Below are 20,304 nucleotides of genomic sequence, written 5' to 3' on the forward strand. Positions count from 1 at the left end.
CAGGTGCGCCAACAAAGGACGCCGGTATGCTGAAAAACCGTATCATTCCCTGTCTGGATGTCGCTGATGGCCGTGTTGTCAAAGGTGTCAATTTCGTTGGCCTGCGTGACGCGGGCGATCCTGTAGAGTCGGCTAAAGCCTATGACGCAGCAGGCGCGGATGAGATCTGTTTTCTGGACATTCACGCCACCCACGAAAACCGCGGCACCATGTTCGATGTGGTTCAGCGCACAGCTGAACAGTGTTTTGTTCCGCTGACCGTCGGTGGAGGCGTTCGTACCAAAGACGACGTTCGGGCGCTGCTGTTGGCTGGTGCCGACAAGGTCAGCTTCAACTCGGCCGCTGTCGCCAACCCCGATGTCATCGCCGAAGCTGCGGATCAATTCGGTAGCCAGTGTATTGTCTGCGCCATCGACGCCAAAACCGTCCGCCCGGGCAAATGGGAGATTTTCACCCATGGGGGTCGCAAACCGACCGGCATCGACGCAATTGAGTTCGCCAAAACCGTTGTCGCCAAAGGGGCCGGCGAGATTCTGTTGACCTCGATGGACCGCGACGGCACCAAAGCCGGGTTCAATCTGCCCCTGACCCGCGCGATCTCAGACGCGGTGGACGTGCCGGTGATTGCCTCGGGCGGCGTAGGCAACCTGGATCATCTGGTCGAAGGTGTGACAGAGGGCGGGGCCAGTGCCGTACTGGCGGCCTCAATCTTCCACTTTGGCGAATACACCATCCGCGAGGCCAAGGAACACATGGCTGCTGCTGGCATCCCCATGAGGCTGACATGAACATCCTGCACGATCTGGCCGCGACGATTGAGACCCGCAAGGGGGCCGAGCCCGACTCCAGCTGGACCGCAAAGCTACTGGCTAAGGGGCCTGAGAAATGTGCCGAGAAATTCGGGGAAGAGGCTGTTGAGGCCATCATCGAAGCCGTCAAGGGTGACAAAGACAAGCTGACCGCTGAGGCTGCGGATGTCCTCTATCACCTGCTGGTCATGCTGGCCGCGCGGGACGTGGCGCTGGATGACGTATTGACCGAGTTGGCCCGCCGCCAGGGCACAAGCGGCATCACCGAAAAGGCATCGCGCCCAAAGACCTAAGCGCGGGTTCCGTCCTGCCGCCCTGCCCTGTATAGTCAGGGATCAGTGTGGGACCGACCGAGGAACGCGGGAATGACCAAGGCTCTGGCCAGTGTAATGGCTTTGCTTTCGCTTGTGATGATTACCGCGTGTTCGGCCCCGCCGCGCACGACCGGTGATGAAGTTCAAAGACTGGCAACGGAAATCCGCAGCCTTGGTCCCGACATCGACCCAGAAGAAGCCGATCGCGCGGCCCGCATCGCCTATTCATATACCGCGCAGCTGGTTCAGGAATACGAAATCACCGACCCGCCGCTGATCCACAATGCCAAGGTCAACAAGGGTCTACGCCCGCGTGGGCTGTGCTGGCATTGGGCCGAGGATATCGAACGTCGGCTGAAGCAAGAGAACTTCCAAACCTTGGAATTGCACCGTGCGATAGCAAATGCGGACAACCAGTTCAGAATCGACCACAGCACGGCCATCATAAGCCGCAAGGGTGAGACGATGTATGACGGCGTCGTGCTGGACCCATGGCGGTACGGCGGTGTTCTGTTCTGGTCGCCCTTGGTGGAAGACACCAAGTATGAATGGGTGCCGCGCAGCGTTGTTCTGGAAAAGCGCCGCCAGGAACAATACGGGGACTTGCTGCCCTATGTCGGCGGCTAGCATTCACAACCGGGAAGAAATCACTCCGGTCGCGAATCCACCCATGCGCAGCTCGCCAAACAGACGCTGATATTCGATCTTCGGGCAACGATTCATTACAACGTCAATGCCCCGCGCCTGTGCTTTGGCGGCGGCTTCGGGATGTTCAACGCCGATCTGCATCCAGATCGTGCGCAGGTCGGGAAAAGAAGACAAGGCTTCGTCGACTATTGGCGGAACGGCCTCGGACCGGCGAAAGATGTCAACCATATCCACCGGCTGAGTAATGTCAGACAGTGACGCGCGGACGGTCTGGCCAAAAAGAAACTTCCCGGCATGGCCCGGGTTCACCGGGATCACTGTGTATCCCTTAAGTGAAAGATACCGGGCGACATAATAGCTGGGCCGCACCGGGTTCATCGAAACACCCACCACGGCAATCACCTTGGTTCGACGCAGGATGTCTTTCAGGAATGGGTCTGTGTAATTCGCCATGCGGCCACCCTAGACTTGGCGCAGCAAAGAAAAAAGCGCTCAGGTCAAACCTGAGCGCCAGTTGTTGGAACGAGGGACAGTGAAATGACCCGCGGCAGTTCCGTTCCGCGGTCACTGTGACATTTAGGCATAAGTTCAGAGAAAAAAAGAGGGGCGTCGCATTTTTGTGATGACAGGCCGAAGAAAGCGGAAATTCGCCTAGTCTTGATACAGCACCACAGGCCAGTTTTTCTCGGCCATGTGAATGTATTCTGCACGATCTCCGCGCCAGAGCTGCTCAATCTCAGGCGAGTGGGTCAGATACAGCCGGCCTTCCACCATGTCCCAAAGCATCGGATCGGTGCTTTTTAATATACCTTGCGCCATAGCATAGGCGCAGTAGCCCCCGAACTGAGGGGAAAAGGCGCGGGGATTGCTTTCAAACAGATCGCGATTCTCGGCCGAGGCGAAATGCCATTCAGCCCCTTTCCAGATCACAGAATACTCTGGCAAACCCCGTACCGGCGTTTCCTCAAGAAAATATGAGACAGGGTCGTAGCCGGCCATGACGGCACCGTCCGCCTCATAGAAGACGGGCATGTCCTGTGCATGAGCGGCAGGAAGAAGGGCAACGGCGGCTATCGCGCCAAGTATGAAACGTTTGATTGGCATCACATGCTCAGGATTACAAATTCAGGGTATCAAAATGCAATCTTTTGTCGCGCGAAACACCCCTATTAACGCGGTTGTGAACGCTCGTGTCTCTTTATCCCGCGTCAGTCAAAGATATCCTCAACCACATCCCATGCTTCATCAATGACGCGCGCAAAAACCCCCTTTTTCTTCTTTTTCTTTTTGGACTTGTATGCGGTAGCGGTTTTGTAGCTGTCGCGCTTTGGCTTGTCATTGCTCAGCTTGCGCTTGGGAACCATCTTGAGGTCATGCAAAGGGGCCCCACAGCTAGAGCAGCTGAGTTCGTGGCGTTGCTTCCCTTTCAGAACCAACGCAGCGCGCGTTCCGCAATAACAGCAGGTGGCGATTTTGGTCGGGCTGGTAATGGCTCTCTCCTGTCTATCGATGCCTTGAAGCATATAAGGCAATTGCGGCAGCATTTGAGACGTTGAGAGACCCAAACCCACCGGCTGCGTCGATTTTCACCATTTGATTGACAGTTTCCTTGGTCTTTTGCCGCAGGCCGGGTCCTTCGGCCCCCAGCACCAACGCGACAGGTTGGTCCAGTTTGCCGCCCAACGCCGTCTCGATGGTTTGTTCAGCCTCACCGTCCAGACCCAATACCTGAAAGCCCATGTTCTGCAGCTCGACAATAGTATCCGCCAGATTGCGCACGCGCAGATAGGGCTGACGCTCCAGTGCTCCACTCGCGGTTTTGGCCAGCGCGCCCGTCTCCGGCGCCGAATGGTGCCGCGTACCGATCACGGCACTGGCTCCAAGCACTTCGGCCGAGCGCAGAATCGCCCCAACATTGTGCGGGTCGGTAACACGGTCCAATAAAATGACCCTGGGATGCTCACGCCCAATGCAATTTTCAGCCAGCCCGCCCCAATCCAGCGGCTTGACCTCAAGTGCAGCCCCCTGATGGACTGAACCGGGATCAATGGGCGCGGTGAATTTTCGCGGATCGACCATTTCGGCCTCAATCCCTGCAAATTCAATCGCTTCTGCCAGTTTATCCCGTGCGTTCCGCGTCACAATCAGTTTCAGTTTCTGCCGGTTCGGGTTCATCAAAGCATCCCGAACGGCATGCAAACCGAACAGCCAAACGGTTTCAGACGCCGCAGCTTTGCGCGCCTGTTCCTTTTCAACGACCCACTTGGGTTTCTTCATTTCTTGGGCCTCCGGGCCGGGAATTCGGTTTCCTGCGTCAAAGCCAAATTTTCCTGTTGACGCTTCTTCAAGGCGCTAGTAATCACGCCTCCACGTCAGGTGCAACGCCTGACAGTGGGCGACAGGCCGCAAGGTGTGGCAGGGGACTGTAACTCCCTCGCGGAGACGCACGCCTGGTTCGATTCCAGGGTCGCCCACCACTTTCCAATCACATAGAGATCCCTCGATCCAAGCTTTTTCGTTTGCACTGGCCTTCGATTGCGAGGCTCTGTTGCAAATTGTTGACATTGGCAGAACGCTACGCAACGGATCAGCGGTCTTGTCACTGGAAGTGCAAATCGCCTCAGGTTAATCTGATCGCAAACAACGAACAGCCGGATACCCAGCGAAGTCAGGGCTTTGCGGATCAATCCGATGTGGAGAATAAATGCTACAGGCAATACGTGAAGCGCAGGATATTGGCATTCCGTTCGATGATGTTTTTCCCCATCAATACGCGGTCAGATCGGACACTGTGGCAGCGCCCGAAGGTTGGAATACAGTTGAGTTCACCCCGTTCAAAATTCATCACAGTCCTCGGCTAAACGTTGCGCAACCCGATTGCGCCAACGCCAACCTACAGCTGTTGATTCTGGGGATCGCGGTCGACACCGGAACGGTAATAGCAGACGATACACTGGTCGATCTTGGTACCAGTCCGACTTGGCGCGATCTGGAACACTGGCTTGAAAACCTGGCCGGGCGCTTTGTCATATTCGGCAGGCTTGGACGCGAGCAAAGGCTGTACTTCGATCCTACCCTGGAATTGTCCTGTTTCTATGATCCAAAGACCGGCCTTATCGGCTCATCACCTTTCATGGCGCTGGACCGACCCATTGAGCCAAGTCGCTATATCCGGGTCGAGGACGTCATGTCTGGGGCAACCAACTTTTCACTGGGCATCACTGGTGATCGCGATTTGCGGCTGGCGCGGCCAAATCACTCTCTGACCCTTGACCGGTATCAGCAATACCGCCATTGGCCCCGATCGGACGCGCCGTTTACCGCAGTTGCGGATATTGACACTGATGCATCAGAAATAGTGACACGTCTCGGGGCGACAGTTGGTGCGCTTGCGCGATCTTTCCGGTCCGCCATTCCGATTACTGGTGGGTATGACAGCCGGGCACTGGTCGCGTCAGCCAAGGACCACCTTGGACATGTCAGTGCGTTTTATACTCACCGGATTAACTATCTGTCATCGCTGGATTGTCTGCTTGCCCAGAAAATTGGACAGAAGCTTGGTTTTGAGCCCGAACGGATTGATGGCATGAAGCTGGCTGAAGAACACGGCCCGTCGGATGAACTGAGCCTCGAGGAAAAGCTGTTCGGGCTTCGTACGGGCGGACATACGTCGACTATGGGGTATCGTGAACTGGCGGCACACGAATTCCTGCCTGATGCCGAGATTTCTATGCGTGGAAATGTCATGGACATGAACCGTGCAAATCAGTGGAAAGGGCAGGATGCGTTTCGATTTCCACATCTGGTGCGGCGCCTGCGCTTAAGGGCGCCTGAAGGCATTCCACCCGCTGTCTATTGGCAACGTGAGGTGATGACTTGGCTTGACACACTGCCACCGGAAACGCACCGCTACGCGTTTGACCTATCATTTCTTGAGAACATCCTTCCAAACACAATGGGTGCCGGGCTGAACGGGATGCCGCGTCACTTTACGCTCAATCCGTTCAATGACAGATATCTGATCTCGCGCAGTATGGGCATTACTCCTGCCCTGCGCCGGAACGGAGAGCTAAACGCGGCGATCCTGCGTCAGTCGGTGCCCGAACTGGCCGAGCTTCCTTACAACCAAGAGATCAAGCGCGACCCCGAGGCGCGCCGTGCCGCCGAAGCCCTGTTTGCAGATTAACCGACGCCTAGTTGGGCAGGCATGGCCATTCACCAACCACCTGCCCGCCTCGGATGGCAAGCATGGTGCCGAACTGATTCAGTACAGCCTCGCTTTGAGCAGGGCGCAGCAAGGCGATGTCGCCCGGCGACACGTCTGCCGTTCGCGGGCCAGTCCACACTTCCTGATTGCTTGAACGGCCAAAGACCGCTGAGTAGCCAAACCCTGCTGGGAATACCGGCTGGGCAAGGAAGTGGCCGCCAAAGATCGCTATATCCGTTTTTTGTCGCGGCAAAAACTCCAGACCCGGCAATGCGTTACCCGGCATTGCTTTAAGAACTGGTGTCGCAATGAACGCGGCTGGTGCAAACGCCTGCGTCGTGGCGTGGTCAAAATCGCCGGGCTTTACCAGGACCGAGCCGAATGCGACCTCATTCGCGGACCCCTCGGCAAGGTAGGATTGAAAGGTCAGGCTGCCACCTGTGTTCAGACACAACTCATCTTCGTCATGCGGCAAAGCGGCGACGGCTGTGTTGAACGCATCTGCGCTGGCCCGCGCCGCGCGGTTGCGCAAAACGCCCGGCATTTTCGCCAAATGCGCCTCGTACCCCATCACCCCGGCAATCTGCCCGTAAGGGTGCGCCATTATTTGTTGGGCAAGTTCTGCGACATTCTGAGAATTTAGCCCGCCACGGTGCAGGCCGATATCCAGTTCCAAAGACAAACGCAGTGACGTCTGGCGATTTGAAGCCAACGCCAGATATTCCTCAAGCCGAGCTGGAGTGTCGATCAACCATTGAACGCGCCTTGCCGCATCGGGATTGGTGGACAGAAGCCTTGCAGCAGAACTGACAGGCAAGGGCTTTCCAATCAGATGGTCCGTATCGGGCTCGGCCGTCAAAAGCGCCTGCAACATCGGTTCGGAAAACGTCATCAGGCCAGAGGTCGATATGCGCTCGCGAATGAAATCCAACAAAGGCAGACAGGGCAGAGACTTGGCGACCAGCCTGCGGGCCAGTCCAACATCAGCAACCCTGTCGGCGACAACACAATTGGCGTCCAACAAGTCCAGGTCCACTACGACGACCGGCTTGTCGACCCCGTGCGATCGCAGAACATCTGACAGAGCTTTCAGGGCTGCTGCATTCATGGTCGAAACAACGGAGCAAGCGCGGAGGTCAAAAACTTACCCTGTGGATCGAGCCGTTCGCGCAGCGCACAAAACCGATCAAAATCCGGATACATTGCGGACAGGTCTTTGTAAGCCAAATTGTGCATCTTACCCCAATGAGGGCGGCCCCCTGCTTCGACAAATAGCGGCTCAATGGCTTCGAAATACCGTTTATGATCCTCGGCTGCGTCGGCGTGAATAGCGATGGAAATGCGCGGCCCACCCTGGAACGGAGACAGACAGGCCGTGTCACCAGCAGTCTGGCGCACTTCGATCGGAAAGTAGATGTCCTTGTGGTGGCGATGTAGGCGCGTCAGAACCTCTTGCAGAACATCCCCAGCCACATCTGGCGGCAGATGGTATTCCATTTCCTTGAAACGAATATGCCGGTCGCTACATAAAACCCGCCAGCTTTCGCCAACATAATCCTCGTCCGACTGCGCCATCGTCAGCACTTTGAGCATTGCACTGCGCAACCCTTCGCTGATCCGTCCCGCGCTGCGCGCAAGTTTCAGTACCTTTACAGCGATCATATCCAAATCGCGCGGTGCTTTGCTTTCGGCTGCATCTGTGATGGCATGACGAAGTTCGACAGTCTTTCCGGTAAACGGGATGCAGAAGAATTCGAAATTCCGGTTCTCTGCCCATTTCTGGTGCATCGTGGCCAGACTATCCTTGACCGAGGCAAGCTGGACCTGCCGACGTAAGTTGTACTTTGGCACGACCGAAATCTGCGCTTCGGTCAGAACGCCTAGCATCCCCAAACTGACCTGTACCATCTCAAGCGGGATATCATCCGTGGTCAGGACATCTCCTCTTGCTCCGATCATCCGGGCTGCAGTGATTTCTGCCGCAAGGCACGGCAAGTCCCGCCCGGTCCCATGCGTCGCAGTCGACGCCGCACCCGCCAGCGATTGGGTGTTGATGTCCCCAAGGTTTCGAAATGCCAGTCCTTTGTCCGCCAGCGCCGGTGACAGATCCCGCAACCGCGCATTGGCGTTGACCCACACCCGATCCTGCCGGGCATCGCCAAGCGTTGGCAGATCCAAATCAGACAAGTCCACGATCCGGTCACCACCGGCTACGATTGGCGTAAAGGAATGCCCCGCACCCAAGACCCGCAGGCTTTGGGGTCGCGCGATCTCATTTTGCAGTTCAGCAATCGACGTCGGGCGCGCTATTGGCGTATCCGTGCGCTGGTTTCCGGCCCAGTTGGTCCACATGCACTGTCTCCTCCGAGGGAGAGGATTGCAGCACATGCGACACGAAACAAGTCAGGAAAACAGAAGCTTACCCAACGGGAGCTTTGTCAGGCCGCGGCCTCACGTTGCGCAGTAACACGGTCGAACCATGCAATGATGCTTTCAAGATCAGGTGCGATCTGTTCGGCAGCACCACCTGTGAACGCGTCGAATTTTTCCTTGTTCAGACCATTCACACCAACAAGAACGGGAACATCCAACGCCAAAGCTTCGGCAATTACGGGGCGGAAACCGCGCCCATCCGCCTCATGTTTGCCGAACTTGTTGATGATCAGCAATTGCGGCGCGTCGGCCAGCGAAGAGGTCACATATCCGACGGCCTGTTCCAGCGCGGCAGGATCCAGACGACAACCACGTGACTGCTCACCAAGGGATTGCGAGATACGGATCGTCTCACCCTCGGGCAGAACGCGAACATCCATGTCACATTTGCTGCTATCCGCGCATTCGGTGTTGGTTTGAACCACACCCGCAAGGCTCGCGCCTTTGGCGAGCAGGTGTTCGGCAACCGCACTTAACAGGCGGTCGGTTGCGCCGCGGTCGGTGGTAGTAACATAGGCCAGATGCATCCAAGGACCCCTTAGTACAGATTTGTAACGTTCCAGATAGCACGCAAGGTCCTGCGCGACCACTCTCTTGGATCACGGTAATGGCGATAATCCGATCACAGGCGCGTGCAAATGAAGCAATGCCATGAAGATCGCAATTGCAACCAGCCAGACCCAAGGGCGCGGCCAGGGACGCGGTGCGCGCAGCGACAGGCGGGCTGTATTACGAGACAGCCGGATCCATTCTATACCCAATTCGCGTTGTTTCCGGCGGTCGATCAGAACCATGCCGAATGCCGAAAAGCCTGCAAAAAGCCCGAACAGGATCACGTGTGACAGACTGCCATTGGCCAGCAGATGCGCCCCCGCCCACAGCATCAAAGCCGCAAGAACAGGGTGGCGCGTGGACCGCAGGATGCCCGGTTTTTCGGGATCGAATGTACGATGCCCCATCCCGCCAAATGAGAACGGGTTTTGGATCGATATGCCCGCGACAGCCAGCCAGCACACGATTGGCATCACCAAGAGTGGCGCCCAGCGAAAGATGACAAGCGGCGGGATGAACTCAACATATGGCGCTTGCGCTGCGGCGACGATCAGCCATGCCAGCACCAGAAGGGAAAGTGCGGAATATGCCGCAAAATAACCCTTGCGCCCTAGTGTTTCGATCAGTCGACTGCGAACACCCGGCCTCACCGGGATGGCGTGGCTGAGAAGAAAGGTGATCAGTGCTGCAAGAAAGAAGGCCCAACTGGTCATAGTATTCTCCGAACGTGTTACGCGCGGTCTACGCCCCGAAGGCTGTCCGGTCTTTGTCCAAGATCAAACGCGGGGTAGAAGGGGCGGACGCGCCGCCCCTGCCCCATTTTACAGTCCCAACGCTTTGCGCCGTTCTTCGGCAAAACCCTGCACGATACGATCGGCAACAAGCGCTAGAATCGCCATAGCGGCACCGGCCGAGATGCCCAGACCCACATCCGCCTGACCTAGCGCCAGATAGATCGACTGTCCCAGACCGGTGGTCCCGATCAGCGCAGCGATCACCAGCATTGCAAAGGCATAAAGGATGGTCTGGTTCAGCCCCAGCAGGATCGTCGGCGCAGCATATGGCGCGCGCACATCCCGCATGATCTGCCACTCGGTCGCACCGCTTGAGATCGCGGCCTCCATCATCTCTTCCGGAGTGTTGACCAGCCCGTGACGCGTGTAGCGGATCATCGGAACGATGGCGTAAGCACAGATCGCCAGAAAGGCCGAGAACTCGCCAATCTGGAACACCATCAGCACCGGGATCAGGAAGACGAATAGCGGGATCGTCTGCAGCATGTCGCAAATTGGACGAACGACCTTCCAGACCGGCGCCCATACCGCGCTGGCCAGGCCGATCAAGCCCCCTGCGACGGCGCAGGAAAACACCGCAGCCCCACTGAGGTAAAGCGACAGCAAGGCGCGTTCCCACAGTCCGGACACGAGGATGGTGCATAACAAACCCACCGAAAGCGCCGCTAGACGCCAGCCGCCCGCGACATAGCTGAGCGCGGCAGCGCCGGTCAGAACGAAAGGCCATGGCAGGTTTGCAATACCAGTTTCCAACATTCCGATCAGGATCAGCACGATCAAACCGCCCGTCAGGTGACCGCGCCATGCCATCAGTGCGGCGATCGCCGCGCCGACGGCGAAAAGGCCGAAGCTCATGCCAGCCGTCCACTGGAAACCCCAGGTGAATGGCAGAACAGCCTGATCCAGACCGATCCGCAGCGGCAACAGAACATAGAACAGCGAGTTGTTCTTGAGCGCATCCAGCCAAGGACCGTTCGTTTGCGTGAACGCGGTCAGGCCGCTATCGACAGCCTCAGCCATCGGGTCCAGCAGGGTCAACTCGGAGGGGTTCGGCAGCCATGCCCAAAAGGCGGCGGTAAACAGGACCGTAAAGCCCAGAACTGCCCAGACGACGCGTTGGTCATAACGTTTACGCTCGGTGGCCAGCGTGCCGCTCATCCGGTCGATCACTACGGCAAAGACCACAATGACCAGGCCAGCCATCAGCGACTCGCCAAACTGCGCCTTGCGCATGGTCAGAAGGACTTCCCAACCGATGTCGTTGAACCCGCCGATAACGGCGGCGATGATGACCATCGACAAGGCGGCCATCAGACATTGGTTTACGCCGACCATGATCTGCGTCGCGGCAGCCGGAATTTCGACTTGCAACAGCTGCTGAAACCGCGTGCCGCCAGACATGATGGCAGCCTCTTTGATCTCGGGTTCGACCCGTTCCAGACCCAGCATCACGTTACGCGCCATTGGCGGTGCCGCGTAGATGGCCGAGGCAATCAGACCCACAACCGGGCCAAAGCCGAATAGCAGCAATAGCGGGGTCAAATAGGCAAATGTCGGAACCGTTTGCATCACGTCCAAAACCGCCTGAACAAAGGACCTGACGCGCGGCACCTCATTGGCAAGGATGCCGATGGCACCGCCGACGACTAACGCGACGGGCACAGAAACGGCAACCAGCGCCAGCGTATTCATACTCTCGGCCCAGTAGCCTGAGGCCAGCACAAAACTCAGGCCAAAGAATCCCAGCGCCGCCATCGGCAAACCGCCCAGAAACCAACCCAGCGCCGTCACCAGACCAATCAGAATCGGCCACGGTGTATTACCTAATACGAAATTGGCCCCGTTCATGGGATATGCCATCAAATCGGAAAACAACCGCATCGCTGGTTTGATGCCGTTCAGAAACCAGTCCAAAAACGCGCCAACCCACTCAGTCGCGGGCAATTCCCAGGCGGTGGGCCACTTGACCAGCCAAGGCGCAAGACCCTCCAACGCAAGGCAAACCGCGCCCACGACGACTGTGATTAATGCCGCCTTCGCGCCAACCGTCAATTGGATCGCGCTGTTGCTGGGGATGTCTGAAACGGCAGTCATGTCTCATCCACCTGAAGGGCGGCGGCAAGATCAGAAGGATGAACCGTGCCAACAATATTGCCATTTTCATCGCGCACAGGAACGGGCTCATAAAGCTCCATGCAATGCGCCAACGCGGCGTCCAGGGTCATCGAGGTTGTCAGGCCAGGATCATCCGGGCCACGTTCAGACTCGTCCCGCATGACCGAGGCAACCTTGGCGTGCTGACCCTTGGCCACGTCTTTCGAGAATTCGCGCACGTAATCATCTACGGGGCGCAATACGATATCCGTCGGCGTTCCGATCTGGACGATCTTGCCATCGCGCATGATGGCGATGCGGTCGGCCAGTTTCAGTGCTTCTTGGATATCGTGAGTAATAAACACGATGGATTTCTTCAGCGTCGCCTGAATGCGCAGGAATTCGTCCTGCAGCTGTCGGCGGATCAGTGGATCAAGGGCCGAGAACGGCTCGTCCAGAAACCAGATGTCCGGGTTCACCGCCAAAGACCGTGCAATTCCCACGCGCTGACGCTGACCACCGGAAAGCTGACGCGGGTAGCTGTCCTCGCGGCCCTCCAGCCCGACCAAAGTGATGACCTCTTGCGCGCGAGCCATTCGTTCCTTTTTGCCGACGCCCGATACGCGCAGTGGATAGGCCACGTTGTCCGCAACGGTCATGTGTGGAAACAGGCCAAAATGCTGGAACACCATGCCCAACTTCTTGCGCCGCAATTCGGTCAGCGCTTTCTTCGACGCACCGATGACGTTTTCGCCGTCGACACGGATTTCGCCCCCCGTGCCCGGCAGCAATTGCGAGATACAGCGGATCAGTGTGGACTTGCCCGACCCAGACAGGCCCATGATGACGAACAGCTCGCCCTCTTTGACTTCAAAATTTGCGTCCTGAACGGCCGGGATGAACCCGTGTTCGCGCAGATCGGCGGCGGCTTGGTCTGCATCATTCCCTGACCGAGACAGCGCGTCGGTCAGGGCTTTGTCTGCGCCTTGACCAAAAACCTGCCAGAGATTCTGGCAGGTAATGGCTGGCGTATTCGCGTCAGTCACTTATGCGAACTCACTGCGTTGCCGCGTCAACAACCGGACGCCATTTGTCTTCGTTCGCAGCCATCCATTCGGCGACAACTTCTTCGACTTTACCGCCGTCAACGTCGATCGCGCCCATCATCGGCTGCTGGTCCTCGACCGCCAATTGATAGTTGGACAGGATTTCATAGGCCGCAGGCCATTTTTCTTCCATCCCGTTCCAGCTGGCTTTGAAGATGCGCGAGGGCGAGAAATCGCAGTCATTCACAGCATTCGGGTTCGGGCCCCATGCCGGATCGTTAAAGCAGGCTTCTTCACCGGCAGGTAATTCAACGAACTGAACGTCATAGGCCGACATCGCCCAATGCGGCTGCCAGAAAGTGATCAGCAGCGGCGACTTGCGCTCGGTCGAGGCGCGCAATTCTGCGATCAGGGCACCTTCGGAACCGGCAGGCACAGCTTTGAACGGCAGTTCAAGACCGGTCATACGGTCGGCGCCGGGCGTACCCCAATCAGCAGGATAGTCGACCAGACGACCACCGGGCAGAGTTTCAGCGGTCGCGAAGACCTGCGCGCAATCCTTCAGCGCTTCCCATGCCGGCAGACCGGGGCACAGATCGGCCACGTGTGCCGGATAAGCGATGCCTTCCTTGGCATCCAGACCCAGATCGCCGATCTCGACGACGGTGCCTTCGTCAATTTTCTTGGCATATTCGTCCGAGACGTTGGACGACCAGATTTCCAGCGTCGCAGTGATGTCGCCATCCGCGATTGCCTGGAACTGGTTCATCATTCCGGCGGTCACGTATTCGACGTTGTAACCAGCGGCTTTCAGCATCTCGCCCGCTACTTGGGTCGTTACGTGCTGACCGGTCCATTCGTTGATCGCCAGTTTGATCGGCTCGTCCACGGCCCCCATATCGGCGGCGTAAGCGGAACCGGCTACCATCATAGCCAACAGGCTGACACTGAGTTTTTTCATCGACATTCTCCCTGTCTTTTTTTGTTTTTCGTCCACCTCAGCGCACAGGTGCGCGCCGGAAGGTTGAACAGACGACAATACCATGTCGCAACATGCACAAAATTAGCCGCAAAAGGGAAGTGAACTCTTTGAACAAAGGCGGAATTTTTCGCCTTGTACTAAGCTGCAAGTCCCCACCCGCTGCGTTGTACTGATCGCGCGCGTTTTTGCTTAACACAAATATTTGGCGCATGTCTTTGATTGACGAGTCAATCACAAACCCGAATCCCCTGTTTTGTCGAGTATTTCTTTTCCCGATGTTCAATTTTTTTGCATTTTTTGATCTCAGACGCACCAAATGTCCAAAAACTCACTCTCTTTGAGACCTTGCAACGAAGCGATCAACAAGCAACTTTATCGGTGGAGGACATGATTTATGCATCATTTCGATGAAATTTTTGTAATGGCTGCCAATCGCCATGGTGGCCCGGATGCGTTGAATGAAAAGTTGAGCAAACCCAAAAGTCTGGCCGAGCTTGCTGAGATGCCGGAAGATCGCTGGCTTTCGATTATCACCAAATCCATCTTTCAGGCGGGGTTCAACTGGAAGGTCATCGAAAACAAGTGGGACGGGTTTGAAATCGCATTTGACGGTTTCGATGTCGGACGCTGCGCCTTCATGGACGATGAGAAATTCGACGCCTTGCTACAGGATACCCGCATTGTGCGCAACGGAACCAAGATCGCGACCGTTCGTGACAATGCCGCATTTTTGCTGGAGCTTCGTGACGAAGGCGGTGCGGGTCAGGTTCTTGGGGGTTGGCCATCGGACGACTTTGCCGGGCTGCTAGCGATGCTGGGCAAGCGAGGGTCGCGTCTGGGCGGGGCTTCGGCCCAATACGCCATGCGATTTGCAGGGCGCGACAGCTTTATCCTCTCGCAAGACGTCACCGCGCGATTGATTGCCGAAGGCGTGGTCGACAAGGCCCCAACATCAAAAAAGGCGATGGCTGCGGTGCAAGAGGCCTTTAATACATGGATGAAACAATCCGGCCGATCGCTGACCGAAATCAGCAGGGTTTTGGCAATGAGCCTGTGAAAACGGGTTGCAGCGCGGGCACTTCGCATTAGGCTTTGATTATGGCCTTTCGTATTTTGATGACGCTATTAATTTTGCTTGCTGCCTGTGGTCGCCCTTTGACGGATCAGGAACGCGCATTTGCAAGTGCCGTTCAAGGCGACACGCTGGATTTGGATCGCGTGCGACTTGTCGAAGGTGCGCCGGTAACGCCGATCACGTTTTACCGCAAAGACCGGCCGCGCTTGGCCTGTCGGGAACGTATCCTGCCACCAACCGAAGAAGGTGTCGTCACGGCGAAACCCGCCGCTGTTGCGTTGTTCAACAAGGTCTATTTTAACAAGGACTGGTACCTTGAGGACTATATGTCCGACTTCCCGGAACAGATGGACTTGATTGCCGGGATGTTGCTTGCACACGAGCTGACCCACGTCTGGCAATGGCAGAACCGCCAGTCCACTGGTTACCACCCCCTGCGTGCGGCCGCCGAACATGGCGGAAGCAAGGACCCGTACTTGTTCGACCTGCAGACATCGCCGGATTTTCTATCCTATGGATTCGAACAACAGGGGGCGATCGTCGAGGAATACGTCTGCTGCCGCTCATTGGACCCTACTGCACCGCGGACCCAGCGCTTGCATGACATGTTGGGCGCGCATTTCGACTTGTCACCGCTGCCTGGCGCGCAGCGCGAGCGTGCCGTTGTAATTCCATGGAGCGGAGCGAAGGTCGAAGGGATTTGCCGCGAAGGCTAAGCCTTATTGCAGCGTCTCCAGATATGCCACCAGATCCACAATCGGCTGACTGGTCAGGATAGGCTGACCGTCTGGGGTTTTCATCGTGGTATCCTGCCCGTCGAAATAGGGACCGTAAACCGGCATCGGGCTGCCATGACTTACCAAGGGATCACGCCCGTCGATACGCGCCACAACGCGGGCTGTTGGGAACATTCCATCCCCGGATGCCAGCTGTGTCAGATCAGTCGGCTGGATCACCAAAACACCAGCCATTGGCCCCTGCCCGGTCGCATCGATCCCATGACAAGTCGCGCAATAATGCTGATAGAGTTCGGCACCGGTTTCAACGTTCTGCGCCATAGCCTGAGACGCCAACACAGCAACACTCGCACAAACGGCCCTGAACATCGGTCTGATCATCGCATCCTCCTGTCACGATTGACATTTGCAGGCTTGCCCGCTGGGCGGCTTGGCGCAATGATCCAGATCAACGAAGCGGGAGGATACGGGCAATGACACAATACGCAGCCATTATGCTGGCGGCTGGGATCGGGGTTCCGATTCTGGCGGCTTTGAACGCCGCTTTGGGCAAGCTGATCGGATCACCAACAACCGCCGCCGTTGTCCTGTTTGCCATCGCGTTCCTGGCGTCAGCCCTGGTCATGCTGCTGTTCCCGGGAATGGAAGCGCTATCCAAGGTGGCTCAAGCCCCGAAGCACCTGTTGCTGGCCGGTGTTTTGATTGCGTTTTATGTTTTGTCGATCACGCATGTTGCCCCCCATTTTGGAGTCGGCAACGCAGTGTTCTTTGTTCTGCTGGGGCAGTTGATCAGCACGGCGGCCATCGACCATTTTGGCCTGTTTGGCGCTCAGGTCACGCCGCTGACGTGGATTCGGGCCGGGGGCATAGCCGTGATGGCGGCCGGTGTCGCCATCACTCAACTGCCTTAAGAACACCCGCCTCCAGCCGCAGCTTTCGGTCCATCCGCGCGGCCAGATCCATGTTATGTGTCGCAATCAACGCCGAAAGGTCTTCGTCCCGGACCAACGACATCAGAGCACCAAATACCTGATCCGAGGTTTCGGGATCCAGGTTACCGGTCGGTTCATCCGCCAGCAAAACGCGTGGCTTGTTTGCCAAGGCCCGACAAAACGCAACACGCTGCTGCTCGCCCCCTGACAGGGCGGCGGGGCGGTGTTTGGCACGCGCTGCAACGCCGACGCGGTCCAGCAACGTCATCGCCCTGTCCTGTGCAGCCTTCTCGGATACGCCATTCGCCAGTTGCGGCAGGGTGATGTTTTCCAGCGCGGTAAACTCGGGCAACAAATGATGGAACTGGTACACGAACCCAACGTCCTGTCGTCTAAGCGCTGTACGGGTTCGATCCCCCCTGCCAGCTACATTCTGGCCCGCGATCTCGACCGTTCCTTCATCTGGTTTGTCCAGTAGTCCGGCAATGTGCAACAGTGTCGATTTGCCTGCCCCGGATGGCGCGACCATCGCCACGGCTTCGCCAGCACGCAGTTCCAGATCGACACCGCGCAACACCTGAACCTCGCCCGGAGTGCCCTTGAGATAGGTTTTGGTCAGACCGTTCAGCCGCATTGTCAGGTCATTCATAGCGCAGCGCCTCAACCGGGTTCAGCCGCGCCGCGCGGCGGGCCGGGAAATAGGTGACAATGAACGACAGCCCCAACGATAGCCCAATCGCCTTGAGAACGTCTGAAAGGTGCAACTCGGCGGGTAGGGAATAGATGCCGCGAATGGACGGATCCCAGACGCCGCCACCCATGACGTAGTTCACGAAGGAGAATATCGGGTCGATATAGATGGCAAACAGGCAACCGAGGATCACCCCCATAACGGTGCCGATGATGCCAGTGAACGCACCACAGATAAAAAAGACCCGCAGGATCGACCCTTCGCTCAGGCCAATGGTGCGCAGGATACCAATATCGCGCCCCTTGTTTTTCACCAGCATGATCAGGCCCGACACGATATTCATTGCCGCGATCAAGACGAGGATCGACAGGATGATGAACATCACATTGTCCTCAACCTCGAGCGCACGCAGAAAGCCGCCCGAAGCATCCTGCCACGTCCAGATCTGGCTGCGCCCGCCTGCGGCCTCGAGGATGGGGATCAGAACCGGGGTCATTTCCTCGGGCCGTTCGACCATCACTTCGATCTCGTCGGCCACACCGTCACGGTTGAAAAAGCTCTGAGCTTGCGTGAACGGCATGTAAACGCGGGTGCGGTCGATGTCATACCGCCCGGCCGAGAACACATAGACCACCTGATAAGCGTTCACACGTGGAGACGTCCCAAAGGCGGTTTTCACCCCATTGGGTGAGGTCAGTTTGACCGTGTCACCAACCGTCGCTCCGATGCTGCGCGCCACACCGGACCCAATGGCAATCACATCCTTACCGTCTTGAAACTGGGTCAGATCACCTACGGCCTGTTCGCTTTGCGCGACGCCGGGCAGATCGCGCAGGTCGTCAGGGCGGATACCAAAGACCTCGACCCCGCTGCTGCGGTCGCGATTGGTAATCAGGACCTGTCCTTTGACCAGCGGAGCCGCGCGTTCCACGCCCGGAACCTGCGCGATCCGGCTGGTCATCTCTTCATATTCCGCGATCGTGCGGTCCACGCGGCCCTGCGCATCAAACTCTCCGGCGGAGTACACAGTCACATGGGCGTTTGCGCCCAGAATTGTGCCGACAAACTCAGACCGAAATCCAGAACGGACGGCCAGAGTGGCAATCAGGGCAAAGACGGCCAGCGTGATCCCGATCAGGGAAATCCACGTCATGACGCTCACGCCACCTTCGGCACGGCGCGCGCGCAGGTAACGCCACGCGATTTTCCACTCAAATGGGGCAAAGGGCGGGGGTGTTCTGGCCATGCCTGCTCCGGTTATTTTGTTGTCGCGACCCTTTCGGCATTTCACCGGATGGTCAAGCCGGTTGTCAGCCGGTCAGCGTTGCCGCGCAGTTTAACACCTCTTCGGCGCGCGGTCGGGTACAAATACCCCTGTTTTCCAACTCGGAAAACACACGATCCCGCAGATCGCCGGGCAACAGCGACAAGGCGCGGTTATGCAGACCCAACGTCAATGCAGCGGGATCATCCAGCATCGCCAACTGCGATGCCATTTCCTCGGGCGAATAGGTCGGCCAAAGCCCGATGTTGCATTGCGCGTGGTCCTCGAACAACGGTGCATAGCCATCCGGCGATTTGAGGCAGAACGCATTCAGCAACATGAACTCGGACGGTCGCCTGCGCGATCCGAACAGCGCCTGCACCGAGCCATACCGATCGTTGATCTCGTCCAACAGCGCCAAGGCCAAAGATCGGCGCAGCGCGAAAGGGGTCGCAAATGTCGTGGTCCTTAACCCGTTGAGGTCGGTACCTGACGCGCCCAGAGCATCAAGGCTCTCGATCAGCCAATTGCGATGGTAATCGCTTTGGACGTCGATGAAAGCGATACGCGCAGCACCGTTGTCAGAAAAGAACTCAGCCGGATCAAAGCTACGCAGAAAGACGTTCTTGGTGTCCAGGATAACCATGTTCTCAGACGCCGCAACGCGCGCGGCACCCAGCTTCAGAACTTGCTGACTGCGATACCCGTTGGACCCGCGCCACCCCTGCCTGCGAATGCCGGGAATACGAAACCGATTTTCGATCATGATCCGATCCGACAAGGATCGCCGCGCGTACTGACCGGGCTGCAACAAAAGGTCATCGCCGCCCAGGACCTGAACCTTGGATCGCAGTGGGCCGTATGAAGCCAAAAGGGGTTCGATTTTTGCCCTGAGCGTATCTTCGTCGCAGTCATTCATGATCACGTGAATCGACGAAACCATGTCTTGATCGACAAAACGGGCAAAAGACAGCGCCTGAAGTTCAAGCAGGGGAAAGTCCTTGGAATACACGACGGTCGCGAAACTCAGCACAGCGCGGGCCCTTTCATCGTTTTGCCCGGTTTATCAGCAATTTCGGCGCGGTCAAATTCGCTCTCAAAGCCCCGAAATTGCGAATCAGCAACGCCACCGGTCAAACGGACACTCGAACTAAAGGAGATCATCCGCCATTAAAATATACCGCCGGTTGTGACGCTCTTCACATACAGCCCGGTATTGTTTCAGGTATGAAGTTAATGTGAGCATGGCGAGGCAAACTGACCTCAAAATGCAACATTATTAGCGCAATTTTATTTCGCGTTTTGCTTATTTTTGGAAACTTTGTCACCCTGACTATGGGGGAATTCATTTTACAGAGCGGGGGTCGCTCATGAGTATTCGAATTGAAACTGAACAACCGGACGCATTTTCGGTCCGACAAACATCAACCGAACTGGATTGTGAATCCGCAGTTCTACTGCGTGCAACGATCCTTCCGATCTTTGCCAGCGCGGCAAGCTGGGCTGGTTTGACCGACATCCTAAACGACAAGGGGTATTGCCTGGTCTTCCGGGATGGACGGATGTGCCTAACCGATCAAACCACCGGAGACCGGATTTGCGGTCTGCGTTTTCTGGGCCTTGAGTTCAGGGATCTGGTGCGACGGCTGGGCCGTCCAGTCGTTGTCGCACGGGGCCATGAGGCAGACGGAGATGTTCTGACCGCCCGACCGACAGCCTGACGCGC

23 protein-coding genes and 1 tRNA gene are annotated in these 20,304 nt (G+C 57.2%); 9 read left to right on the plus strand and 15 right to left on the minus strand.

Features of this window, described 5'->3' with window-relative positions; genetic code table 11:
* Positions 1-26: 26 nt before the first annotated feature.
* From hisF to AC2FJC_RS00885, 3 genes are all read left to right on the plus strand, one after another.
* Positions 27-788, plus strand: coding sequence for an imidazole glycerol phosphate synthase subunit HisF (gene hisF, locus AC2FJC_RS00875; RefSeq protein ID WP_496738057.1), 762 nt, complete (start codon positions 27-29; stop codon positions 786-788).
* Entirely contained in the window at positions 785-1,102 is a 318-nt protein-coding gene (locus AC2FJC_RS00880) for a phosphoribosyl-ATP diphosphatase (RefSeq protein WP_496738058.1), read from the plus strand. The genes hisF and AC2FJC_RS00880 overlap by 4 nt, the downstream gene beginning before the upstream one ends.
* Positions 1,103-1,174: 72 nt before the next feature.
* Entirely contained in the window at positions 1,175-1,750 is a 576-nt protein-coding gene (locus AC2FJC_RS00885; protein ID WP_496724347.1) for a hypothetical protein, read from the plus strand.
* A gap of 3 nt (positions 1,751-1,753) precedes the next feature.
* Here the strand turns inward: AC2FJC_RS00885 and AC2FJC_RS00890 are convergent, their stop codons facing one another.
* The 4 genes from AC2FJC_RS00890 to rlmB all read right to left on the minus strand — a co-directional run bounded on the left by AC2FJC_RS00890 (position 1,754) and on the right by rlmB (position 4,048).
* Entirely contained in the window at positions 1,754-2,224 is a 471-nt protein-coding gene (locus AC2FJC_RS00890) for a CoA-binding protein (RefSeq protein WP_496738059.1), read from the minus strand.
* Between the two features lie 198 nt (positions 2,225-2,422).
* Positions 2,423-2,875, minus strand: a complete 453-nt coding sequence (locus AC2FJC_RS00895; protein WP_496724343.1) for a YHS domain-containing (seleno)protein — start codon at positions 2,873-2,875, stop codon at positions 2,423-2,425.
* A 104-nt stretch (positions 2,876-2,979) separates the two neighbouring features.
* Positions 2,980-3,294 carry a hypothetical protein gene (locus tag AC2FJC_RS00900; protein ID WP_496738328.1) on the minus strand — a complete coding sequence of 105 codons (315 nt, stop codon included), beginning with the start codon at positions 3,292-3,294 and terminating at the stop codon, positions 2,980-2,982.
* Positions 3,275-4,048 (minus strand): 23S rRNA (guanosine(2251)-2'-O)-methyltransferase RlmB, encoded by a 774-nt coding sequence (gene rlmB / locus AC2FJC_RS00905; protein WP_496738060.1) that lies wholly within the window; start codon positions 4,046-4,048, stop codon positions 3,275-3,277. The genes AC2FJC_RS00900 and rlmB overlap by 20 nt, the downstream gene beginning before the upstream one ends.
* A 116-nt stretch (positions 4,049-4,164) precedes the next feature.
* Between rlmB and AC2FJC_RS00910 the strand changes: the two genes are divergently transcribed.
* Positions 4,165-4,248 (plus strand) — tRNA-Tyr (locus tag AC2FJC_RS00910).
* Positions 4,249-4,475: 227 nt separating this feature from the next.
* Positions 4,476-5,957 carry a hypothetical protein gene (locus tag AC2FJC_RS00915; RefSeq protein WP_496738061.1) on the plus strand — a complete coding sequence of 494 codons (1,482 nt, stop codon included), beginning with the start codon at positions 4,476-4,478 and terminating at the stop codon, positions 5,955-5,957.
* 7 nt (positions 5,958-5,964) lie between these two features.
* Here the strand turns inward: AC2FJC_RS00915 and AC2FJC_RS00920 are convergent, their stop codons facing one another.
* The 7 genes from AC2FJC_RS00920 to AC2FJC_RS00950 form a co-directional block, all read right to left on the minus strand.
* On the minus strand, positions 5,965-7,086 hold the full coding sequence (locus AC2FJC_RS00920) for an alanine racemase (protein ID WP_496738062.1): 1,122 nt from the start codon (positions 7,084-7,086) through the stop codon (positions 5,965-5,967).
* Entirely contained in the window at positions 7,083-8,330 is a 1,248-nt protein-coding gene (locus AC2FJC_RS00925; protein WP_496738063.1) for a D-arabinono-1,4-lactone oxidase, read from the minus strand. Before AC2FJC_RS00925 ends, AC2FJC_RS00920 begins: the two co-directional genes overlap by 4 nt.
* 86 nt (positions 8,331-8,416) lie before the next feature.
* Positions 8,417-8,938: a DUF2478 domain-containing protein gene (locus AC2FJC_RS00930; RefSeq protein ID WP_058276861.1), complete on the minus strand. Its 522-nt coding sequence runs from the start codon at positions 8,936-8,938 to the stop codon at positions 8,417-8,419.
* Between the two features lie 72 nt (positions 8,939-9,010).
* Positions 9,011-9,676, minus strand: coding sequence for an NnrU family protein (locus tag AC2FJC_RS00935; protein WP_496738064.1), 666 nt, complete (start codon positions 9,674-9,676; stop codon positions 9,011-9,013).
* 108 nt (positions 9,677-9,784) lie between these two features.
* Positions 9,785-11,851 carry an ABC transporter permease gene (locus AC2FJC_RS00940; protein ID WP_496738065.1) on the minus strand — a complete coding sequence of 689 codons (2,067 nt, stop codon included), beginning with the start codon at positions 11,849-11,851 and terminating at the stop codon, positions 9,785-9,787.
* The gene (locus AC2FJC_RS00945; RefSeq protein ID WP_496724332.1) at positions 11,848-12,897 is read right to left on the minus strand and encodes a quaternary amine ABC transporter ATP-binding protein; all 1,050 of its coding nucleotides are present in this window, start codon (positions 12,895-12,897) and stop codon (positions 11,848-11,850) included. The genes AC2FJC_RS00940 and AC2FJC_RS00945 overlap by 4 nt, the downstream gene beginning before the upstream one ends.
* Positions 12,898-12,907: 10 nt before the next feature.
* Positions 12,908-13,858 (minus strand): ABC transporter substrate-binding protein, encoded by a 951-nt coding sequence (locus AC2FJC_RS00950; RefSeq protein WP_058275748.1) that lies wholly within the window; start codon positions 13,856-13,858, stop codon positions 12,908-12,910.
* A gap of 415 nt (positions 13,859-14,273) precedes the next feature.
* Between AC2FJC_RS00950 and AC2FJC_RS00955 the strand changes: the two genes are divergently transcribed.
* Together AC2FJC_RS00955 and AC2FJC_RS00960 are read left to right on the plus strand one after the other, a co-directional pair.
* Positions 14,274-14,936 carry a DNA-3-methyladenine glycosylase I gene (locus AC2FJC_RS00955; RefSeq protein WP_496734099.1) on the plus strand — a complete coding sequence of 221 codons (663 nt, stop codon included), beginning with the start codon at positions 14,274-14,276 and terminating at the stop codon, positions 14,934-14,936.
* A gap of 41 nt (positions 14,937-14,977) precedes the next feature.
* Positions 14,978-15,670 (plus strand): hypothetical protein, encoded by a 693-nt coding sequence (locus AC2FJC_RS00960; RefSeq protein ID WP_496734097.1) that lies wholly within the window; start codon positions 14,978-14,980, stop codon positions 15,668-15,670.
* A 3-nt stretch (positions 15,671-15,673) separates the two neighbouring features.
* Here the strand turns inward: AC2FJC_RS00960 and AC2FJC_RS00965 are convergent, their stop codons facing one another.
* Positions 15,674-16,072, minus strand: a complete 399-nt coding sequence (locus tag AC2FJC_RS00965) for a c-type cytochrome (protein ID WP_496738066.1) — start codon at positions 16,070-16,072, stop codon at positions 15,674-15,676.
* A gap of 92 nt (positions 16,073-16,164) precedes the next feature.
* On the opposite strand from AC2FJC_RS00965, the gene AC2FJC_RS00970 reads away from it, so the two are divergent.
* On the plus strand, positions 16,165-16,602 hold the full coding sequence (locus tag AC2FJC_RS00970) for a DMT family transporter (protein WP_496738067.1): 438 nt from the start codon (positions 16,165-16,167) through the stop codon (positions 16,600-16,602).
* On the opposite strand, the gene AC2FJC_RS00975 is transcribed toward AC2FJC_RS00970, so the two are convergent.
* From AC2FJC_RS00975 to AC2FJC_RS00985, 3 genes are all read right to left on the minus strand, one after another.
* On the minus strand, positions 16,586-17,272 hold the full coding sequence (locus tag AC2FJC_RS00975; protein ID WP_496738068.1) for an ABC transporter ATP-binding protein: 687 nt from the start codon (positions 17,270-17,272) through the stop codon (positions 16,586-16,588). The genes AC2FJC_RS00970 and AC2FJC_RS00975 overlap by 17 nt on opposite strands.
* Positions 17,265-18,560, minus strand: a complete 1,296-nt coding sequence (locus AC2FJC_RS00980; protein ID WP_496738069.1) for a lipoprotein-releasing ABC transporter permease subunit — start codon at positions 18,558-18,560, stop codon at positions 17,265-17,267. The genes AC2FJC_RS00975 and AC2FJC_RS00980 overlap by 8 nt, the downstream gene beginning before the upstream one ends.
* Before the next feature lie 64 nt (positions 18,561-18,624).
* Entirely contained in the window at positions 18,625-19,611 is a 987-nt protein-coding gene (locus AC2FJC_RS00985) for a DUF6492 family protein (RefSeq protein ID WP_496738070.1), read from the minus strand.
* A 337-nt stretch (positions 19,612-19,948) separates the two neighbouring features.
* Between AC2FJC_RS00985 and AC2FJC_RS00990 the strand changes: the two genes are divergently transcribed.
* Positions 19,949-20,299: a hypothetical protein gene (locus tag AC2FJC_RS00990; RefSeq protein WP_496738071.1), complete on the plus strand. Its 351-nt coding sequence runs from the start codon at positions 19,949-19,951 to the stop codon at positions 20,297-20,299.
* The last annotated feature ends 5 nt before the right edge of the window (positions 20,300-20,304 follow it).

It is taken from the genome of Ruegeria sp. CDSB117 (genome assembly GCF_059611005.1).